A 20,768-nucleotide genomic window follows, 5' to 3' on the forward strand; every position below is an offset into this window, starting at 1 on the left:
TCAATTGAGTTGTTGACGCCATGCGTTCAATACATCGGTACGAGTAACAAGCCCCAGGAAATGATTGTCATCATCAACAATCAGGGCCACATGACCAGCATCAAAGGTAGCAATTAACTGCGTCAATGACGCTTTTTTATTGAGCGTATGAATCTGATTGGTCATCGCTTCAATAACAGGCAGCGAGAAATGATGTGAATTAGCCTGAATGGCATGCATGAGATCCCACTCATCAATAAGCCCAACAATTTGATCGTTTTCGATCACGGGTAACTGTGAAATGTCATACAGACGCATTCGGTTATAAGCGATCTGCAAGGTATCGTGCGGGGAAACTGAAATCGTCGCGCCATCCTGATAACGATAGGTAATATAATCACTCAAATTATTTTCTTGTGGTTGTGAACGCAGCCCTTGTTCCAATAACCAGTAATCATTAAACATCTTCGACAGATATTTGTTACCGCTGTCACAAGCTAACGTCACGACGCGTTTCGGTGTTGTCTGTGCACGGCAATAACGTAACGCCGCCGCTAACAATGTGCCTGAAGAAGAGCCTGCGAGGATCCCTTCGGTCAATAGTAAATCGCGGGCGCAGGCAAACGCTTCTGCATCAGTAATGCGATAAGCGTGGTGAACCTGAGAAAAATCCCCAAGGGGTGGGACAAAATCTTCTCCAATACCTTCCACGAACCAACTTCCGGCTTCGTCATAGTGACCATACTCAACATAATCGGCAAGAATGGAACCTTTAGGATCTGCGAGGATAAATTCCGTATGAGGGGAGATTTCCTTAAAATACTGGCTCAAGCCCCCCAAAGTCCCGCCAGAACCGACACCAACAACCACGGCATCAACATTCTGCTCCATTTGTTGCCAAATCTCTGGCCCTGTGGTCACAAGATGCGCAGCTGAGTTCGCAGGATTATTGAATTGATCAATATAATAAGCTCCGCTGATTTCTTTCGACAGACGCAAGGCGTAATCCTGATAATATTCTGGATGTCCTTTTCCGACATCAGAGCGTGTCAGGCGAACCTCCGTTCCCAGCGCCCGCAGGTGATAAATTTTTTCGCGACTCATCTTATCAGGTACAACTAAAATCAGTTTATAGCCCTTCATGGCGGCAACCAATGCCAACCCAATCCCCGTATTACCTGCTGTGGCTTCAATGATGGTGCCTCCTGGCTGCAACAATCCCTGTTTTTCTGCCTGCTCAATCATTGAAAGTGCAACACGATCTTTAATCGAACCGCCAGGATTCTGATTCTCTAACTTAATGAATAGCTGGCATGGACCTGTATCCAGATGAGTCAATTCCAATAGCGGTGTATTCCCTATAAGTTCAAGAACAGAACGTGGTGCTGCCATATTTGCCTCTTGCTAATCGGTAAAATTTGCAAATAAAACTTTCAGATTGGGAAAGAATAACGCTGCATGGTAATCAATTTGAAAGAACAAATGAAAACTACATATAACAAAAGGGAATTAATTAATTCGATATTGATAAATTAAAACACTTCTACAATTCATTATTTTTTATCATTTAATAATAAATAAATCCTAATAATAGGAACTTTATGAAAATGCACCTCACAATAATCACTTCATTACAATCTCAACAAGACATCAATCAATCTGTATATACCAATCTAACTTCAAGATGCGTGTGTTTTCTCCCCCAAGAAACGAAGGAGAAATCAGGTTTCATAGCGTGTTGTAAATTGTCACTTGAAGTTTAATACGTATATTCCTTAACTCAGAAAATTCGGTAAAATGGCAGACACTTGAATGAAATAAGATAACCATCTCATAACTAATCTCCTCAACAACAACGAACAAAAGAGGCATCTATGTATACATACAAAGAGGCCGCCAATTTTGCGGCATTCGTGTTATATGCTGCGAAGATGAATGAACAATACTACAATAATCCAACGCCCCCAGCCGATCCGCGAATTGAAGAAGATGGCTGGAAAGTTATCGCATATATCTCCGCAAATGATCTGTCTTTTTCAGTCACGTCCAGAAAAGGCGAATGGCCTGATCATGTTTGTTATGGTTATGTAGCAAAAAAAGTGGCAGAAAAAAATAATTCTCCAGAGAGATATATTATTGCTATACGTGGGACTGATCCCACCATTTTGCTGGAAGATGTTCATGATGGGCTGATTGATTTTACATCACCGTGGCCCCGTTTCCCCAAGATAGCAGTTAGCCAGGGTTTTTTTAGTGTCTATGATTCAATGAAGCTGATTACCATTGAGCCTGAATCTCACCGTGATTACAGCAATCTCAACTTAGCTGAAGCGATTGCTCAATTTATAGGAATAAATAGTCAATTCACTATAGCCGGTCACAGCCTGGGGGCCGCAATTGCGTCCTATCTGATGTATGAAATTGGCCCTATGGCCCCCAATCACTCAGCCTGTTTATTTGCCTGCCCAAGGCCTGGAAACCGAGAATTCTCCAGACTGGTTACCCAAAACTTTAGCAATTTTGCGGTGTTCAACTATATCGATGACGTCATACCGCATCTGCCTCCTAAAATCCTGGGATATGCTTCACTGGACTCTATCAACGAATTTACACCTCAAACCAATTTAGCTATTTCAGCGGGACCGTTATGTAGCCACTATTTAATCAACTACATTGCCAGATTAGATTTGGACGTATTCAAAAGAGTGACAAAATACGGTGATATCGATTCTTGTATTAATTTATAGTTAGGAACTCATCAACAAACAGGAGCATAAAGATGAAATGGCGTGGTTATACATACGGTGCAATATTAATGGCAAGCAGCCTGTTTTCCCCGGCATTATGGTCAAAAGGGGAGGCTCACTTGTTATTCCACATGGGGCTGGGAGCCAATGGTCAATTTTTGGTAGGTGGTACACTGCAAAATAAAGGCGACCAACCTGTGGCGGGAGGTTATCTGGCTATTTTACCCCTTAACGCAAAATGTGAGCCAGGTACACTAACCGTATACCCATTTGAGCCATTGGCATCGGGGGAAAAGAGGGAATTTCGCGTTCCAATAAATACCCCGCTAAGCAGTTATCGTTTAATTGGTTTTGGTGCCTATGACGATATGGGCTTTCCTCTCCCCGCCATAGATGAAACAGCCAAAATTATTCAAGAGCGCGAATCCAGTGAGCGCAAAGCTTGTCAGTCAGCCCGAACACCAATCTCTGCCAATCAACCAGCAACTCAACGGGGGTGATAAAAAACTATTGTGAAATTTCTCTATCCGCATTGATCCGTAATAATGCGAACCCGTCCCAACCTTTTTCCCCTACAGTCTGTAAAGCCGTTACCGTCAGTTCAGGATAGTTGGACATTCTATCCAGTGCCTGACGCACACCTTCGACAGCTTCACTCCGCTGCTCATGTATAATTGCACCTTCGCGGATGGCATTGTCCATGATGATAATGCTTCCCGGACGCCCCAACTTGACAGCCCAATCCAGGTACAACGGACTACTTTGTTTATCGGCATCAATAAAAATCAAATCAAAGGGCGCTTCCGAACTGAGCGTCTGTAAGGTTTCACTGGCCTCGCCCACAATAATTTTGATTTTGTCGGCAAGCTGTGCGCTTTCGATATTGTGCTGAGCCACCTCGGCTACATGGGGATCTTTTTCCAACGTGAACAGTAATCCATCATCAGGCAATCCTTTTGCCATGTATTGGGCGCTATATCCTCCCAACGTGCCAATTTCGAGAATACGTCTTGCACCACTAATTTGTACCATCATCATCAAAAATTGCCCTTGCAGCGCAGAAACATTAATAGCTGGCAATCCTTGAGCGGACATATGTTCAAGTGTTTGTTCAAGGTGTGAGGATTGAGGTAACAGGGTTTGTTTAAGGTAGTCGTCAACTTCTGTCCACTGTTGCTGGAGTACTGCTAGCTGTGCATCTGAACTCATGATCATACTCCTTTCATTGTTAAGGTTAGGTATTGGATGAGCATATCATTTAGAAAAAATGTTTTCGACGCGCCGTCTTGTGCTTATTCCAATTGGCTGGCACCTTTTGTGGCCTGACAAAGATAAATATCCGCTTTTAAACCTGTTTTAGTCTTGTATTGTTGCTCAATCATCTTTTCCACATTTTTCACCAAATCAGGGGGAACCAACGCCACCACACAACCGCCAAAACCGCCTCCCGTCATACGGACACCACCATGATCGCCAATCACGTCTTTGACTATTTCCACCAGCACATCTATTTCACGGACAGTAATTTCAAAATCATCACGCATGGAAATATGCGATGCAGCCATCAGCTGACCAAGACGAAATAAATCACCAGCACTCAAAGCATCAGCCGCCAATTTAGTCCGCAAATTTTCACTGATCACATGGCGGGCCCGTTTGACAAGCAATGTATCGAGCAACGCTTGTTTAGTATTGAACTCCTCAAGCGTGATATCACACAACATGTTCACGCCCAACAAATGGGCGGCTTCTTCACATTGCTGCCTGCGCATATTGTATTCGCTATCCACCAACCCCCGTGGTTTATTGGAATTGATGATCATCACAACCACGTTATCAGGCATACGTACAGATTGCGTAGCCAACGTGAAGCAGTCGATCAACAAGGCGTGATTTTCTTTCCCACAAGCAGAGATTAACTGATCCATGATGCCAGAATTGCAACCAACAAACTGGTTTTCTGCTTGCTGCCCACTCAATGCAATCTTTTTGGGACTAATATCAAGCTGATAAAGCACTTTAATGGCTTGTCCAACCACGACTTCCAATGCCGCAGATGAACTCAAACCCGCACCTTGTGGAATATTGCCACTAATAGCAAGATCCATTCCTCCAAATGCATAACCACTCGCCACCAGAGCATTCATCACACCGCGGATGTAATTTGCCCACATTTTTTCTGGCAGAAAGAGAATTGGCTGGCCAAGATCAAATTCATCACACTGATTATGATAATCAACCGCTATCACCCTGACACGCTTATCTCCACGCTTCGCGGCGGCAACCACTGTCTGAAAATTAATTGCGCAAGGCAAAACTAAACCACCGTTGTAATCCGTATGCTCCCCGATAAGATTCACACGCCCCGGTGCCTGAAAAAAATGCGTTGGAGAAGAGTTAAAGTACGCATTAAAAGATTCAGTGACGTTTTGGATTAACGTTTTCATCTCTTTTCCCCCAGAAACGTTTCTTAACGGAAATCAGCGTACCTTAAAATGAATGTCGCTGACATTCCGTAACCGCTGGGCGGCCTGTTCTGGCGTCAAATCACGCTGAGCTTCCGCCAACATTTCATAACCCACCATAAACTTACGGACGCTGGATGACCGTAATAACGGCGGATAAAACAGTGCATGTAATTGCCAGTGATCAATATTGTGTTTTTGTGATTTAAGATTGGTATCGCGTTGATGCTCGAAGAAGGGCGCAAAATGCCAGCCCATTGAATAGGGAAAAGCGCATTGAAACAGATTATCATAGCGACTGGTCAATTTTTTAATCGCCACCGCCAGGTCATCACGTTGTGCCTCTGTCAGTTCATTCATGCGACGGATATGACTTTTCGGCAACAGCATAGTTTCAAATGGCCATACCGCCCAATAAGGTACAACCGCAAGCCAATATTCGGTTTCCACGACCGTACGTGCACCATCTTTGCGCTCAGCATCGATATAATCCATCAATAAGTTAGTTCCTTGCTGGCAATAATATTGCCGCAACCGTTCATCTTTACGAGCCAGCTCATCAGGCAGGAAATCACTGGCCCAAATCTGCCCATGAGGATGAGGCTGGGAACACCCCATCATTTCGCCTTTATTCTCAAAAACCTGAATCCAAATATAACGCTGGCTCAATTCTTCAATCTGCGCATTCCATGCATCAATGACACGGCGGATTTGCTCCAATGGTAGCTCTGGTAATGTCTTGCTGTGATCAGGAGAAAAACAGAGTACCCGACAAACACCCCTTACTGGCTCAATTTTAAATAATGGGTTATCGGTAGGATGAATATCAAAGCGTTCCGGTAACAAGGCAGAATAATCATTCTGGAATAGATAGACGTCCTGATAATCTGGATTGATATTACCTGAAGCGCGGGTATTGTTCGGACATAAAAAACAGTGTTCATCGTAACTTGGCAAGGCGACGTGGAGAGGTTTTTCATCAATTCCGCTCCACGGTCGTTCTGTTCGGTGTGGTGAAACAATAATCCATTTATCCGTCAAAGGATTGTATCGCCTGTGTGGAAAATCAACAGTATTGAATCGTATCTTTGGCATATTGGATACCCCTTACTTTCACCACACACACCTTACAGAAAGCCAAACGTTTGTTGTTGCTTACTTCGCTTTATAGCCATTGGGATTTTGAGATTGCCAACGCCAGGCATCCGCAGTCATTTCCACGATAGTGCGATTTGCTTTCCAGCCCAGCTCTCGCTCGGCTTTCTCCGGGCTTGACCAACATTCGGCAATATCACCCGGACGACGTGGACAAATTTCATAAGGAACTGGTTTACCGCAAGCATTACTGAAAGCTTCTACCATTTCCAGTACGCTGGTACCTTTTCCAGTCCCCAAATTGTAGATATGCAATCCCGCTTTTTTACCAACGGCATTGAGGGCCGCGATATGCCCGTCAGCCAAATCCATCACATGGATATAATCGCGAACGCCAGTGCCATCGGCTGTTGGATAATCATTGCCATACACGGACAGTTTCTCCCGACGGCCTACCGCAACCTGAGCAATATAAGGCATCAAATTATTGGGGATCCCCTGAGGATCTTCCCCCATTGTGCCAGAAGGATGAGCCCCAACTGGATTGAAGTAGCGTAACAACACCACAGACCAATCATTTTCTGCATGATGGAAATCAGACAGGCAGCGTTCAACCATATATTTACTGGTGCCATAAGGGTTAGTGGTATTACCTACCGCAGACTGTTCAGTAATAGGCACAACCTCCGGATCACCATATACCGTCGCAGATGAGCTAAAGATAATGCTTTTTACCCCCGCTTTACGCATACTACGCACCAGCACCAGCGTTCCATTGACATTATTATCATAATATTCGATAGGCTTGGCGACTGACTCGCCAACCGCTTTCAAGCCTGCAAAATGAATAACTGACTGAATTTGGTGGCGGGAGAAAATAGCATCAAGGAATAATTCATCACGAATATCCCCTTCATAAAACAGTGGCTGAATCCCCGTCAATGCCTCAATGCGAGCCAAAACTTCACGATTGGCATTGCACAGATTATCGATGATGATCGGCGTCATTCCAGCTTCAATCATTTGAACACAAGTATGGCTACCGATATATCCCATCCCGCCTGTTACTAATATTTCCACAACAACCTCTTTTCAAAAATGGTAACAACGAGGAGTATAAAAAGAGTCACAGCGTTAGTGAACTAATTTTATGTTTTAGCGTTTACTTATAATTATAATTTTTATATAAAAATCAAATAATTAAAGTTTTATTTAACTGTATATTATTCCAGTGTTTATTAAAGTCACTGTTACCTACCTAGTTGTGCGATTCATCAGGCACGAAGCACATTAAAGCGCGAGTATACTTGCTGATTACACCGTCTAATGTTTCATACTCCCGTGCATACGGGGACAAACCATGAATCCAGTAAAAACCATTGCGCCATAGAGGAAATAATGTACAATGCAATACAAATGTAATTACACATGGTGATACTATGAGCACAATTCAGATAAGAGTGGATGAAGAATTGAAAAAGAATGCATACCGTGCATTTGATAAATTGAATCTTTCCCCTTCCGACGCTATGCGGCTCTTTCTACGTTATGTGGCGGAAAATGAAAAACTACCATTTACAGAAATATCCGTAATGGTCTCAGAGCACGATGAAGATGAAGATATTCTGGAAGTGGTACGTGAACGTTTAAAAGATCCCGCTAAACGAATTCGGGTAAATCTTGATGAAATTTAGTATAGATTTCGACGAGCGTGCATTAAAGGAATGGCAAAAACTAGATAAAAGCATCCGTGAGCAGTTTAAAAAGAAATTGTGATATGGATAATAGCTGTTGGTAAGCGTGAAAAATCAAAAAGTTACAAGTCAGCCACTGAGCGTATAGTGCCATGAATTGTGAATTTATAACACATTAACCTATCCCATAAATAAAGACGCGTTTACTTAATAACCACTGTCACTAAGAATATTTTCCATATCGTTTCCTTAGCTTAATTAGCAATCTATCTAATAATCGCAACCGATAATAAAAAACCATGATGAAAAAAATAACTTTTACTTCTATCCTTACCTCTGCTCACACTACTGCCATAAATGATCCTTTTTTTACAGACATACAAGCAGGTGCACTGTCAGAACATCCCGATATTCAAGTCATAAAAACTTATTTTGATCAGTCTTGCTATCGGGATGCGCTATTTGACGAATATGGCATCACCTACCCAAGCCAATTACAAAATGCCGTTAATAAACGACGTGCGGAATATCTGGCTGCCCGTTATTGCACTCAACAAGTTTTAAGCCGTTTAGATTACCCTGCTTTTCAGGTAACCAATGCTCAAGATCGTTCCCCAATCTGGCCTGACAATATTTGTGGTTCAATTTCTCATTCAGCCAGCTGTGCCATTGCCTTTGCTGCTTCTTGCAATAACTACCGAATAATAGGCGTAGATATCGAGCAGGAGATTAAACCAGATACCATCAAAAGCGTTTCATCTAGCATCATCAATGACAATGAAGTGAAATTACTGACAGAGTGTCCATTCCCTTTTGCACAGGTATTCACTCTTGCGTTCTCCCTCAAAGAGAGTCTGTTTAAGGCACTTTATCCCCACGTGAAACGCTTCTTTGATTTCCATGCCGCTGAAATTACGTCAATTGATTGCAGAAATGACACTATAAGCATAAAACTACTGCAAACATTATCTGATGAGTATCGAGCTGGTTCGCAATTCCACGGAAATTTTGCCTTAATGCCGCAGCAACAAGTGTTGACGTATATTGTCCAGTGATATGCTGGGTTTGAAAAAAAGCGCCCCTAAATTTTTTCAAACATTGTAAATATCGCAATTTGCGATATCATAAGGAAGTGATATGCGAGTTATCACAGCAAAAGTCATCATTGAAGCAATGCAAAAACATGCTCAATGGAAGGTAGGCCTAAAACTCTGGTTGGATGTTTTTGATAAAGTGTCTTTACGGTTTGAATCTTATGCTCAACTCCGTGAGTTATGGCTTAAAACATCGACATGGAATGTTGATCGTATACCCCACGAGTTACTGGAGGCAGGAAGCCAAAAAGGGCCATTAGATATTTATATATTTGATATACATAAAAATAAATGCCGCATTATCACATGGCTTAATCCCAGATCAGGCACTTTTTACATTAAAGATGTTTGCCCCCATACCGAATATGATAAATGGTGGCGTAAACAGACTAAATCAAAACGATCAAAAAGGTGAAGCATGAGAAAAACATCACTCGTTACTGATAAAAGGATTGATGGACTCATCGAAATTTTACCCCAAATGATGCAGTCAATATCTGAGCAAATCAGCCCGTTGGCACTTTTGTTCTCAGCATGTATTGAACCTGTAGAAAACGATGACGATCTGAGTGCCCGCATGGCACTGATTGATGAGTTATACTCATATGCTGAAAATACCGAACATGCCGCAGCAAAGTTCGCTGATTTTATCACTGATCGTGTCTATGAGTACGAAGCTAAAAATCGCCAAGTCCCCAATGTTACTCCACGTGAAGCATTGAGTTACTTGATGAAAGAAAGAGGCATAAGGCAGCTTGATCTGCGTGATATTGCAAACCAGAGTGTTATATCAGAGATACTGCATGGAAAACGTTCTATGAACATTGGACAAGTAAAAGGCTTTGCCAAATTCTTTAACGTTCCTGTTGAAACCTTTATGGGTTCAGACTGAGAAAAAACTGTATTTCTAAAAAGCGTTTCAAAATGATAGGAGTATTCCTTACCCCATGCGGGGTAAGGAACTCCAACATCTGATACTCTCAGTATTATAAAACCTATCTTGAAGTGAGATTGGTATATAAGATGAATGCATTAAAGATCTTTCTTTGATGCTTGCAAATACAGTAACTCCAGTCCAATCGTTGCGGCCGCCAATGCTGTAATTTCAGATTGGTCATAAGCCGGCGCCACTTCCACCACATCCATTCCAACAATATTCAATGGTTGCAAAGCGCGCACTATTTTCAATGCCCGATCTGACGTCAATCCACCAATCACCGGCGTTCCTGTACCTGGTGCAAATGCCGGATCAAGGCAATCAATATCGAACGTCAGGTAAATCGGCAAGTCACCAACCACCGTTTTAATCTGCTCAACAATATCATCAACACCGCGATCATTAACCTGACCAGCATCTAATACAGTGAAACCATTATTCGTATCGTGTTCAGTGCGAATACCTATTTGTACAGAGTGGTGAGGATCTATCAGCCCTTCATTTGGCGCATGGTAAAACATCGTACCATGATCAAATTGACTGCCATTGGCATAAGTATCTGTATGAGCATCAAAATGGATAAGCGCCATTTTGCCAAAGTGTTTTGCATGAGCACGTAACAGTGGCAAAGTAACAAAGTGATCACCACCAAATGACAGCATACGCTTACCCGATGCCAGCACCTTTTCAGCATGTGCCTGCAACTTATTACTCATATCCTGGGCATCACCAAAATTAAATACCAGGTCCCCGCAATCCACCACATTCAGGCGCTTGCGTAAGCTAAAGCCCCACGGCCAACGACAGCTTTCCCACGCCAGATTAGTCGATACCTGACGGATGGCAGCTGGCCCATGGCGGCTTCCTGCACGTCCCGATGTTGCCATATCAAAAGGAATGCCAGTAATTACCCATTCCGCATCACTGGAATAGGGCTGAAAATTCAAAGGAAAACGCAGGAAACCGAAGGCATTTGAAACCAAAGAGTTATCAATTTGGTTTCCTAAGGAGCTAATACTCATGATATATCCTCAAAAGTCCCATGCTGGCTTATTACTCGTCTCCAATGCTGGCAGTAACAAGTAACACAGAGGCTTATTTACACTAGAAGATTAATCTTCCAAATACACGATTATTTAAAATAAAAGTAAAAAAATGTTAGCAATCAATTCAAAATTAAAGAATCAAATGCGTACACACTCATATACAAACAAGAAAGGTACCTAACATCCAAGTCCATAGACCAATCCAGGATGAGCATATAGTATTAGACATGTTTTCTGCTTGCTACAACTTACCGTACTGTAAAAGGTAAAAAATAATTTGAAGAAGAGTATGACTAACGACAACAATTATTGGATTTATGACCCTAAAGGAAATATAGATACATAATCCTGACAACGCTACGATATGTTCGCTGGTATCTGGGACTACGAACTGAGCTTGCGTAATCTGGAAGGATGATAGTGGTGTTACCCGTCTGGTTCCGCTGATTGTCAAACGTCACCAACGCAGCATTCCCGTGACAACGAGATAGATGAAACCTATATCAAAATCAAAGAAGAATGGCGCGTCTCACCGAACGGTAGATTCGGCTGGCAATACCGTTGACTTTTGCCATCCGAGGCTTTTTCAACAAAGCTATTCGTCAATATGGACAACTGGAAGTTGTAATCCGCAATAATAACTATACTGCCATGGAATTAATAAGGTGAATACTTTGTTAAATATTGAGTGAAAAATATATTATTATTGTAAAAAATGTGGAGTGGCATCAGGATAAATAACAGAAAAATAGTCATTCAAAATCAAGTTATTATACAAAATACATGACCAAGAATGACTATTAATATAAGTTAGTGGCTAATCAGGATTACTCATCTTCCAAATAGGTGTAGCCATACAGACCACTTTCAAACTCCTGCAAGAATTGTTCCTGCAAATTGTCATCCAGATCCGTCGATTTCACTTGATCACGGAAACGTGTCAATAGTACCTGTGGTTCCAGTTTGACATATTGAAGCATATTGGCGACAGAATCCCCTTCCTCGCTTTGCTTATAAGTTACTGCGCCATTTTCTGCAACATAAACATCAATGGCTGCCGTATCACCAAACAAGTTATGCATGTTACCCAAAATTTCCTGATAAGCTCCAACCATAAAGAAACCAATCAAAGGCGGAGTTTCTGGATCATAAGCTGGCATTGGCATCGTTGTTGCCACACCATCGCCATCAACATAGTGATCAATCGTACCGTCAGAATCACAGGTAATGTCCAACAAAACAGCACGGCGATCCAGCGGCTTATCCAAACCTTCAATCGGCAAAACAGGGAAAAGTTGATCAATCCCCCACGCATCTGGCATTGATTGGAACAGTGAGAAATTCACATAGAATTTATCTGCCATACGTTCCTGTAATTCATCAATAATCGGACGATGGGCGCGGTTGCTTGGATCAAGATCTTGCTGAATATGGCGACAAATATTTAAATACAGTTCTTCTGCCCATGCACGTTCTGACAGATCCAACATACCATGTGCATATTGGGTATGAACGTCGTGCAGATCAAACTGGCTGTCATGCAACCATTCACGCAGGGAACGACGACTACTGTCAGATTGCATCTCCTCCCAGGTTTCCCACAAACTAGTCAGAGGACGCGTCGCACCTTCTGCCGGTGGCGTTGTCTGAGTAAATTCATTGCGCTCTACTCCAATCACATTGGAAACCAAAACAGTATGATGGGCGGTCAACGCACGTCCAGACTCCGTAATCACAGTAGGATGAGGCAAACCGTGTTCTTCACACGCATCACCAATGCCCCAAATAACGTTATTGGCGTATTCATTTAGACCGTAGTTAACTGAGCATTCTGACTGGGAGCGTGTCCCTTCATAATCGACACCTAAGCCCCCACCAACATCAAAGCACTGGATCTTGACGCCTAATTTGGACAACTCGACATAAAAACGGGCAGATTCACGCACTCCCGTTGCCACATCACGGATATTCGCCAATTGGGAACCTAAGTGGAAATGCAGCAATTGCAAGCTATCCAACCGCCCTGCTGCACGCAACCTTTCAACCAATTGCAATACCTGTGCGGCAGCCAATCCAAACTTAGATTTTTCGCCGCCACTAGCCTGCCATTTGCCAGAACCCTGGGATGCCAAACGGGCCCGAACGCCCAAGCGTGGAATAACATTCAGACGCTTGGCTTCTTCCAGTACCATCTCAATTTCAGACATTTTCTCGATAACCAGATACACCTTGTGTCCCAGTTTTTCACCGATCAATGCCAGACGGACGTATTCGCGATCCTTATAACCATTACAAACAATCACCGTACCTGTCATACCTGCATGAGCCAGCACTGCCATTAATTCCGCTTTGGAGCCTGCCTCTAATCCAATGGGTTCATCAGCATTTGCCAATGTCTCAATAACGCGGCGATGCTGATTAACCTTAATCGGATAAACCAGGAAGTAATCTCCTTTATACCCATAAGATTCACGTGCACGTTTAAACGCTGCATTTATCGAACGCAAGCGATGTTGCAAAATCTGGGGAAAACAAAACAATGCCGGCAAACGCAATTGTTCTTTTTCTTCCTGAACTTTCTTCACCAGAGTGGCGAGTTCAATTTGAGCTCCCGGTAAATCAGGGTTTGGGCAAACACTGACATTACCCAGATCATTGACATAGTAATAGCCGCCGCCCCAGTATGCGATGTTATAGGTCTGTCGCATTTTGCGAGCGATATTATCATTCATGGCAGTCTCCTTCATGGAGTCGAGGTTTGCCTTCACCTGTAAGTCAATAACCCAAGACACTATTTTATCGTGCGTATCTTGCGCATTAAAAAATGTCAGGGAACAGCATGCTCTTAGATTATAGGAACGTTTAGAGAGTACTAAACAACGAATTACTGAGTGACTATATAATGATGTCAACCCAACTTATCTGTGGCTTAGCTGCGGGTAACATCGAAATGACTGCATATTTAAAAGGAAGGAACAAGATATGGATACATCAATGGCATAATGTGGCTGTTGGCCGTTAACATTCAGCAGACAATGGTTCATAACCCCATTCACCCCCACATGACTTACCTACCGTAAGCCATTTCTCAATTGAGAAGCAGGATACGCGTACATCTCCTGCAAACGCCTGTAACTCCAAGTGCAAAAATGACTTGTGCTACGCGCGCAGTTTATACCTGTAATCCAGCAAAATTGCAAAACGAAATTTATCTAACAGGGGCTGAACCCCCATACTTTTTAGATATGGAAACTAAAATGTCACACTCTGAAAAGTAATTAAAATTAAAAAAACTGGTAACCTTGGGAAGAGTGACTTAAAATAGCCGTCTAGACGGTAATACATCCCATCCGCCCTTAAACCAAGATTATATTTAAGGTAATAAAATATAATGACTACACATCTTTTTACTTCTGAGTCCGTCTCAGAAGGACATCCAGACAAAATTGCCGATCAGATTTCCGATGCCGTCCTTGATGCAATTTTAAAACAGGATCCTAAAGCTCGCGTGGCCTGCGAAACTTATGTTAAAACAGGCATGGTCATGGTTGGTGGTGAAATCACTACCAGCGCTTGGGTTGATATAGAAGAAATTACTCGCAGTACAGTACGTGAAATCGGCTATACCAGCTCAGATATGGGGTTTGATGCCAACTCATGTGCAGTTATCAGTGCCATTGGTAAACAATCCCCTGATATCAACCAAGGTGTTGATCGTACAGATCCTCTGGAGCAAGGTGCCGGAGATCAGGGTTTGATGTTTGGTTATGCGACCAATGAAACTGATGTTCTCATGCCAGCACCTATCACTTATGCACACCGCTTGGTTGAGCGTCAGGCCGAAGTTCGTAAAAACGGCACCTTGCCGTGGTTGCGCCCTGATGCAAAAAGTCAGGTCACTTTCCAGTATGAGAACGGCAAGATTGTTGGGATTGATGCTGTTGTCCTTTCAACCCAGCACAGCGAAGATATCGATCAAACAGCACTGCATGAAGCCGTGATGGATGAGATCATCAAACCGGTATTGCCAACCGAATGGCTTACTCCGATGACCAAATATTTCATCAACCCAACAGGTCGCTTTGTGATCGGCGGACCAATGGGTGACTGTGGTCTGACTGGTCGTAAGATCATTGTTGATACCTATGGTGGTATGGCTCGTCACGGTGGTGGCGCATTTTCTGGTAAAGATCCCTCCAAAGTTGACCGTTCGGCAGCCTACGCTGCGCGTTACGTTGCTAAAAATATCGTTGCGGCAGGTCTGGCTGATCGCTGTGAAATTCAGGTTTCTTATGCTATCGGTGTTGCAGAGCCAACCTCTATCATGGTGGAAACATTCGGTACAGAGAAAGTGCCAACTTCCACACTGATTCAATTAGTACGTGAATTTTTTGATCTGCGCCCTTACGGCCTGATTAAGATGCTGAATCTGTTACAACCTATTTATCGCGAAACCGCAGCTTACGGTCATTTCGGTCGTGAACAATTCCCGTGGGAAGCAACAGATAAAGCTGAAATTCTGCGCACTGCGGCAGGGTTGAAATAAATGCTTTGCTAAACTATGAAGCCCGCAAATATTGCGGGTTTTTTTATGATCAAAAATAGAATATTCAGCCGTAATGAAATCCGTTAAAGTTCCTCTTTCCTTACGACAAGCGGTGATGCGTACCCTGCGACAAAAATTAACTCAAGCGAGTCATTTTCTACAGCAACGGTTTCCCGAACCTCATATAACCTATCAGCAACGGGGAACAATTGCAGGCAGTGCCAGACTGCAAGATTGGGAAATCCGCTTGAATCCTGTTTTGTTAATCGAAAATCAGCAGGTATTCATTGATGAAGTTATCCCGCATGAACTGGCTCACCTGTTGGCTTATCATCAATTTGGACACGTTGCCCCACACGGGAAAGAATGGCGCTTTATCATGGAAACGATATTTGACGTCCCTGCCAACCGAACACATCAGTTCTCCGTACATTCTGTACGCAGTAAGACATTCATTTATTATTGTCGTTGTCAACAACATGAACTCACGATAAGGCAACACAACAAAATCCTCAGAGGGAAAAATTGCTATGTCTGCCGCCAATGTGGCGAAAAACTCACGCCATTGAAATCAACCTAATAAGATATACCAATCTAACTTCAAGGTGCGTGTGATTTCTCCCCGCGAAGCGGGGAGAAATCAGGCTTCATATCGTGTTGTAAATTGCGACTTGAAGTTTAATGCGTATATATACCAATCGCCTTGCAAGATGCGTCTTATATCTCCCGCTTCGCGGGGAGATATAAACAATCACATTGATTTGTTGTAGAGTAGGCCTCAAGTTTGATGTCATCTCCCCAGCGGCCCCTCGTCAAACCGTGCGTGCGGTTTTCCCGCACACGGCTTTCCGACTGTCTTCTTCCTGCTGCATTACGACGTTACAAGGCGAGCATACCGACTGACTTCGTTTCCGTTTATCGACAGACTATACAACTTAAATAACCCGTGATACTTGTAGAACCAGCTCGGCGGATGGTCCCTCCATCCTTTAGTTCGCTTCTTGTGCTTCTTCCTCAACATAATACAGAGTGTCCATATCGTGTAATTTGCGATGCTTTTGAAATGCATCCGGGAGTTGCACGTCTTGAAATAATTACCCCACCCTCTAAGGATTGGGTTTATTTCTGTTCTGATTAGCTCCGGAAGATCCCGATGCTGACCTTTTCGTGTCACTTCACGAATCTTTCGCTTTACTCTTTTCATCGCTTCTGGTGAGGGGTAGTAATAGGTTCTCAATTTTCCATCCCTTTTGGACGGCTGCACTGCAAACCTGTGCCCCAGAAAGTCAAACGGTGACTTTATTGCATGAACGACTTTCGTCTTTTCGGTATTTAGCGTCAATCCAAGCCGATCAAGTACCTTACAGGCTTGAGCCAGATAAAACCTCGGTGCTTTCTTACACAAAATGACAAAGTCATCGGCATAACGAACAAGATGAGCGTCATGCTCACGCTGATTGAATCCCTCTTTTTCCCAGATATGATCCAGCCAGTGCAGGTAAAGATTAGCCAGTAGTGGAGATATCACGCCTCCTTGTGGAGTTCCTGCTATCCCCGCTTTCAGGTTTCCCTCTTCCATTACTCCAGCTTTCAGCCACATTTCAATCAGTTTCACAACTGAGCGATCTATGACTCTGGTTCTCACCGATAACAACAATTTATCATGGGGGATAGTGTCAAAATAAGACTTCAAATCAGCATCTACCACCCAGTAACATTTAAAATTTAGCCACTTATAGATTTCTCTCAGCGCCTGCTGCGCATTTCTGCGAGGCCGAAAGCCATATGAAAAATCTTTAAAACTCGCTTCGAAAAGCGGTTCTATGACTATCTTTACTGCTGCCTGAACTACACGATCTTCAATAACAGGTATGCCCAGTGGTCTTTCCTTTCCATCCGGTTTAGGAATGTAAACCCTACGCACCGGTTGAGGAGAGTACTTCTTTTGAACTAGCTTCTTCTGGATGTCTTGCAGAAAGTTACCTACACCAATTTCAGTTTCAATCTTATCGATTGTTAACCTGTCAATTCCTGAAGAACCTTTATTGGCTTTAACCTGCGTCCATGCCATAACAAGCACACGACCACTACATACCTTGTCATACAGAACACCAAATTTACGTTTTGGATCCGCCTTGGCTGCCAGGTATAGCTTGCGTTGCAGTACTCGTACCTTTTCAAATGCCGTGTTTAGAGCTTTCGCAATCACGTAGTACCTCCTGTAACAACAGGCATGACAGAAGTAGAGGTCCTTCCCTACGGTCAGGTTATGTTGTCCCTACCATCAACAGTACTATGACCTCCTCCGACTCCTCTATCCTGCATCTCTCAGAATTTCAGCGGTTACCTTATATCTTTGATTACGCAGTGGGTTAGACTACGACAGGGAGAGGTCTCGTTCGTTCCACTCAGTGCTATACATGCATCCCATCCTCAATACCCCGGATCCCTGTCATGACTTCATATGGTTGTTAATCCATCATGATTCACTGGCCTTCGCCCCCATTCTAAAGGCTCGGCAGGATCACCCTACACCACACTCTCCCAGCATAACGGTATGGCTGAAATTTACGAGGCTTGTTCAGGTTCACTTGCGTTACGGGCTGCATACTTGCGCGCACCCACAGTCTGGGTCAGGGGTCACGTTTATCCGGCGTTGCTCCCGTGTTTCAGTCACCATCCACACGTACGCCATAGCTACGCAGTCAAATCAACCAACTACTGCGGCAGGACTTTCACCTGCAAGACACTGAGCAGCTTAGCGAACCGCTCAGATTGGTATATCCTCATTTTTTGTTCATGCTGTCCGCTTTAATTTTCTCTGCTTCTTCAATCACTTGCTCGGCTGTTTTCCCATTAAGGGTTTGAAAAAATTTCTGTTCTAACTTTTGTATATCTGCATGTTTGATATTTCCATTCTTATACTCCTTAAACAGCTCATCAAAGTCGAGGCTATGCATCATGACAACATTTAATGAGTCATCAAATTGTAATTTTTTATCTTCTGGTAAAGTATCTCTGATTTTCTCAATGGATGTTTTTACAGCGATTTCATTTGTTCCATCAATTTTGAGTTGATTATCACATCCAGCCAATGCAAATCCCAACAAACAAATAGTTAACAATTTTTTCATGATCAGCCCCGCTTATTACCGATAAGATAATAATAGCAAGAATAAGAACATATAAATCATTTTAAAGAAAATTTTTATTATGAAATCAGGAGTATTTATAACTTGATTATTGTTTACTCCATGTTATTAATGGGTGTGGTTTTTTATAATCAGCGTATTATTGAATTCATTTTCTCCGTTACTGAAATACTGCAATAAGGCTATTATTCATTCTTCTTTACCCTTTTAATACGCATTAAACTTCAAGTTGCGATTTACTACACGATATGAAACCTGATTTCTCCCCCGCTTCGCGGGGTGAAATCACACGTATCTTGAAGTGAGATTGGTATACATTGCATTCCCCCGTATTGCCAAAAGGCAATCACAACATAACTCTTTGTTATTAAATAAAAAAATAACAATTAAATGTTCTCATGTCAGTAAAAGTGTAAAAACAGTTGATTGACTTGAATAATAACCATTATCATCTATTTTGAACTGAAATAATGACAGAAATATCAACATTCCCACAGGGTGAAAAAATCTATTTAGCGCACATATACGCATTAAACTTCAAGTTGCAATTTACAGCACGATACGAAACCTGATTTCTCCCCGCTTTGTAGGGAGAGATCACTCTCATCCTGAAGTGAGATTGGTATATGTTTTAAAAAACATAAGAATACAGGAATTAGTGATAAGTCACTTAACCCTACCTATATATTGATATTCCTTATATAACTTCCAATAAAAGGAGAAACAATGTTTAATATTTATTACCCCATAAAAATTTTTCTGTCCGCATTATTCATATTACTTCCTATATATGCTCAAGCAGAAAACATTACCGTCAAAGATATTATGGGACGTGAAGTAACAATCAACGCTCCGGTTAAACGCGTCATGCTGGCAGATAGCCGAATGATTATTGCCCTGAATATCTTGCATCCCTCTGACCCATTGAAAGGCATTGCCGCGTGGGATAATGCACTAGAGAAAAAATCGCCCGATCTTGCAACAGCCTATGCAAAGAAATTCCCTCAGCTAAAGAAAATTCCGGTTTTTCCTAATCCCTATACCAGTGATTTCAATATCGAAAAAGCCACGATGTATAAGCCCGATCTGGTTATTTTTGATATTGGATTAAAATCCAAACTGGATAGCAGTAATACAATTAACTTATTGGAAAGAATAGGTATTCCTGTCATTTTCATCGACTTCCGCCAACATCCCCTGTCCAATACGGTTCCTAGCATGAGATTGCTAGGGAAGGTTTTTAAACAAGAAGAAAATGCAAATAAATTCATCCAATTTTATGAAAATCGCCTATCCATAATTAATAAACGTATTGCCGCATTATCTCCTAAGCAAATTCCTGACGTCTTTATTGAACGCCACGCAGGTATGTTAGGTACTGAAGATTGTTGTAATACCTTTGCCACTAATAGCTTCGGAGAGTTTGTTACTGCCGCAGGTGGCAATAATATGGGGAGTAAATGGTTTTCTGGTATGGGAGGCAAAATTAATGAAGAACAACTCTTGGCGACCAATCCCGATTATTATCTGATGACCGTAGCAAATTGGGATACTGTTCATTCAAACAGCCAGTCTGTCCCATTAGGTTATACCGGAGAGCTGGCAGCATCGGAGAAACGTTTTCAAAAATTACTCTCTCGTCCCAAGCTAAAGATTTTAAAATCCTACCGTGAAAAGCGTGTTATGGCGATTTATCATCAATACTATGACACTCCATTCAATATTATTGCGGTAGAAGCCATGGCAAAATGGTTACATCCAGATCTTTTCAAAGACATTGATCCCCAGGCAGACAATATTTATGTTCACCAAACCCTTACAGCATTAGATGGCAGCGGCCTTTTCTGGATAACCGCAAAATAACCTCTCTCCCACTCGTCTTCGAGTGGGAACTTCTTACTATTATACCAATCGCCTTTCAAGATACGTTTTATATCTCCCCACTACGCGGGGGAGATATATACCCATCTCACTTCAAGATGCGTGTGATTTTTCCCCGCAAAGCGGGGAGAA

Annotated in this window: 18 protein-coding genes; 9 read left to right on the forward strand and 9 right to left on the reverse strand. The window is 42.5% G+C overall.

Annotated features, from left to right (window positions below; genetic code table 11):
* Positions 1 to 1,371, reverse strand: coding sequence for a cystathionine beta-synthase (locus WDV75_RS16170; protein WP_273570401.1), 1,371 nt, complete (start codon positions 1,369 to 1,371; stop codon positions 1 to 3).
* A gap of 482 nt (positions 1,372 to 1,853) precedes the next feature.
* Here WDV75_RS16170 and WDV75_RS16175 point away from each other — a divergent pair, with 482 nt between their 5' ends.
* Entirely contained in the window at positions 1,854 to 2,726 is an 873-nt protein-coding gene (locus tag WDV75_RS16175; RefSeq protein ID WP_273570400.1) for a lipase family protein, read from the forward strand.
* A gap of 32 nt (positions 2,727 to 2,758) precedes the next feature.
* Positions 2,759 to 3,226 (forward strand): membrane-associated Zn-dependent protease 1, encoded by a 468-nt coding sequence (locus tag WDV75_RS16180; RefSeq protein ID WP_273570399.1) that lies wholly within the window; start codon positions 2,759 to 2,761, stop codon positions 3,224 to 3,226.
* Positions 3,227 to 3,233: 7 nt separating this feature from the next.
* Here WDV75_RS16180 and WDV75_RS16185 read toward each other — a convergent pair whose 3' ends face one another.
* From WDV75_RS16185 to galE, 4 genes are all read right to left on the reverse strand, one after another.
* Entirely contained in the window at positions 3,234 to 3,935 is a 702-nt protein-coding gene (locus WDV75_RS16185; protein WP_273570398.1) for an O-methyltransferase, read from the reverse strand.
* A gap of 83 nt (positions 3,936 to 4,018) precedes the next feature.
* The gene (gene galK, locus WDV75_RS16190) at positions 4,019 to 5,173 is read right to left on the reverse strand and encodes a galactokinase (RefSeq protein ID WP_273570397.1); all 1,155 of its coding nucleotides are present in this window, start codon (positions 5,171 to 5,173) and stop codon (positions 4,019 to 4,021) included.
* A 33-nt stretch (positions 5,174 to 5,206) separates the two neighbouring features.
* Complete coding sequence (locus WDV75_RS16195; RefSeq protein WP_273570396.1) at positions 5,207 to 6,286, reverse strand: UDP-glucose--hexose-1-phosphate uridylyltransferase; 1,080 nt, start codon at positions 6,284 to 6,286, stop codon at positions 5,207 to 5,209.
* Positions 6,287 to 6,346: 60 nt separating this feature from the next.
* A complete protein-coding gene (gene galE / locus WDV75_RS16200) occupies positions 6,347 to 7,366 on the reverse strand; it encodes a UDP-glucose 4-epimerase GalE (protein ID WP_273570395.1) in 1,020 nt (339 codons plus the stop codon).
* 359 nt (positions 7,367 to 7,725) lie between these two features.
* Between galE and WDV75_RS16205 the strand changes: the two genes are divergently transcribed.
* The 4 genes from WDV75_RS16205 (at position 7,726) to WDV75_RS16220 (ending at position 9,966) form a co-directional block, all read left to right on the forward strand.
* Positions 7,726 to 7,980, forward strand: a complete 255-nt coding sequence (locus tag WDV75_RS16205) for a type II toxin-antitoxin system RelB/DinJ family antitoxin (RefSeq protein ID WP_189758550.1) — start codon at positions 7,726 to 7,728, stop codon at positions 7,978 to 7,980.
* Positions 7,981 to 8,279: 299 nt separating this feature from the next.
* A complete protein-coding gene (locus WDV75_RS16210) occupies positions 8,280 to 9,035 on the forward strand; it encodes a 4'-phosphopantetheinyl transferase family protein (protein ID WP_273570394.1) in 756 nt (251 codons plus the stop codon).
* A gap of 82 nt (positions 9,036 to 9,117) precedes the next feature.
* Positions 9,118 to 9,489, forward strand: a complete 372-nt coding sequence (locus tag WDV75_RS16215; protein ID WP_189758553.1) for a type II toxin-antitoxin system HigB family toxin — start codon at positions 9,118 to 9,120, stop codon at positions 9,487 to 9,489.
* A 3-nt stretch (positions 9,490 to 9,492) separates the two neighbouring features.
* Positions 9,493 to 9,966: a helix-turn-helix domain-containing protein gene (locus tag WDV75_RS16220; protein ID WP_273570393.1), complete on the forward strand. Its 474-nt coding sequence runs from the start codon at positions 9,493 to 9,495 to the stop codon at positions 9,964 to 9,966.
* Positions 9,967 to 10,106: 140 nt separating this feature from the next.
* Here the strand turns inward: WDV75_RS16220 and speB are convergent, their stop codons facing one another.
* Complete coding sequence (speB, locus tag WDV75_RS16225) at positions 10,107 to 11,033, reverse strand: agmatinase (RefSeq protein ID WP_273570392.1); 927 nt, start codon at positions 11,031 to 11,033, stop codon at positions 10,107 to 10,109.
* Between the two features lie 851 nt (positions 11,034 to 11,884).
* Complete coding sequence (gene speA / locus WDV75_RS16230) at positions 11,885 to 13,789, reverse strand: biosynthetic arginine decarboxylase (protein WP_273570391.1); 1,905 nt, start codon at positions 13,787 to 13,789, stop codon at positions 11,885 to 11,887.
* Positions 13,790 to 14,448: 659 nt separating this feature from the next.
* On the opposite strand from speA, the gene metK reads away from it, so the two are divergent.
* The gene (metK, locus tag WDV75_RS16235) at positions 14,449 to 15,603 is read left to right on the forward strand and encodes a methionine adenosyltransferase (protein WP_189758557.1); all 1,155 of its coding nucleotides are present in this window, start codon (positions 14,449 to 14,451) and stop codon (positions 15,601 to 15,603) included.
* 73 nt (positions 15,604 to 15,676) lie between these two features.
* Entirely contained in the window at positions 15,677 to 16,183 is a 507-nt protein-coding gene (locus WDV75_RS16240) for a SprT family zinc-dependent metalloprotease (protein WP_273570390.1), read from the forward strand.
* A gap of 291 nt (positions 16,184 to 16,474) precedes the next feature.
* Here WDV75_RS16240 and ltrA read toward each other — a convergent pair whose 3' ends face one another.
* Complete coding sequence (ltrA, locus tag WDV75_RS16245) at positions 16,475 to 17,812, reverse strand: group II intron reverse transcriptase/maturase (RefSeq protein ID WP_338803455.1); 1,338 nt, start codon at positions 17,810 to 17,812, stop codon at positions 16,475 to 16,477.
* 577 nt (positions 17,813 to 18,389) lie between these two features.
* A complete protein-coding gene (locus WDV75_RS16250; RefSeq protein ID WP_273571761.1) occupies positions 18,390 to 18,737 on the reverse strand; it encodes a DUF6694 family lipoprotein in 348 nt (115 codons plus the stop codon).
* A gap of 744 nt (positions 18,738 to 19,481) precedes the next feature.
* On the opposite strand from WDV75_RS16250, the gene WDV75_RS16255 reads away from it, so the two are divergent.
* On the forward strand, positions 19,482 to 20,618 hold the full coding sequence (locus tag WDV75_RS16255) for an ABC transporter substrate-binding protein (protein WP_273571762.1): 1,137 nt from the start codon (positions 19,482 to 19,484) through the stop codon (positions 20,616 to 20,618).
* The last annotated feature ends 150 nt before the right edge of the window (positions 20,619 to 20,768 follow it).

It is taken from the genome of Xenorhabdus griffiniae, from assembly GCF_037265215.1.
Taxonomy (GTDB): Bacteria; Pseudomonadota; Gammaproteobacteria; order Enterobacterales; family Enterobacteriaceae; genus Xenorhabdus; species Xenorhabdus griffiniae.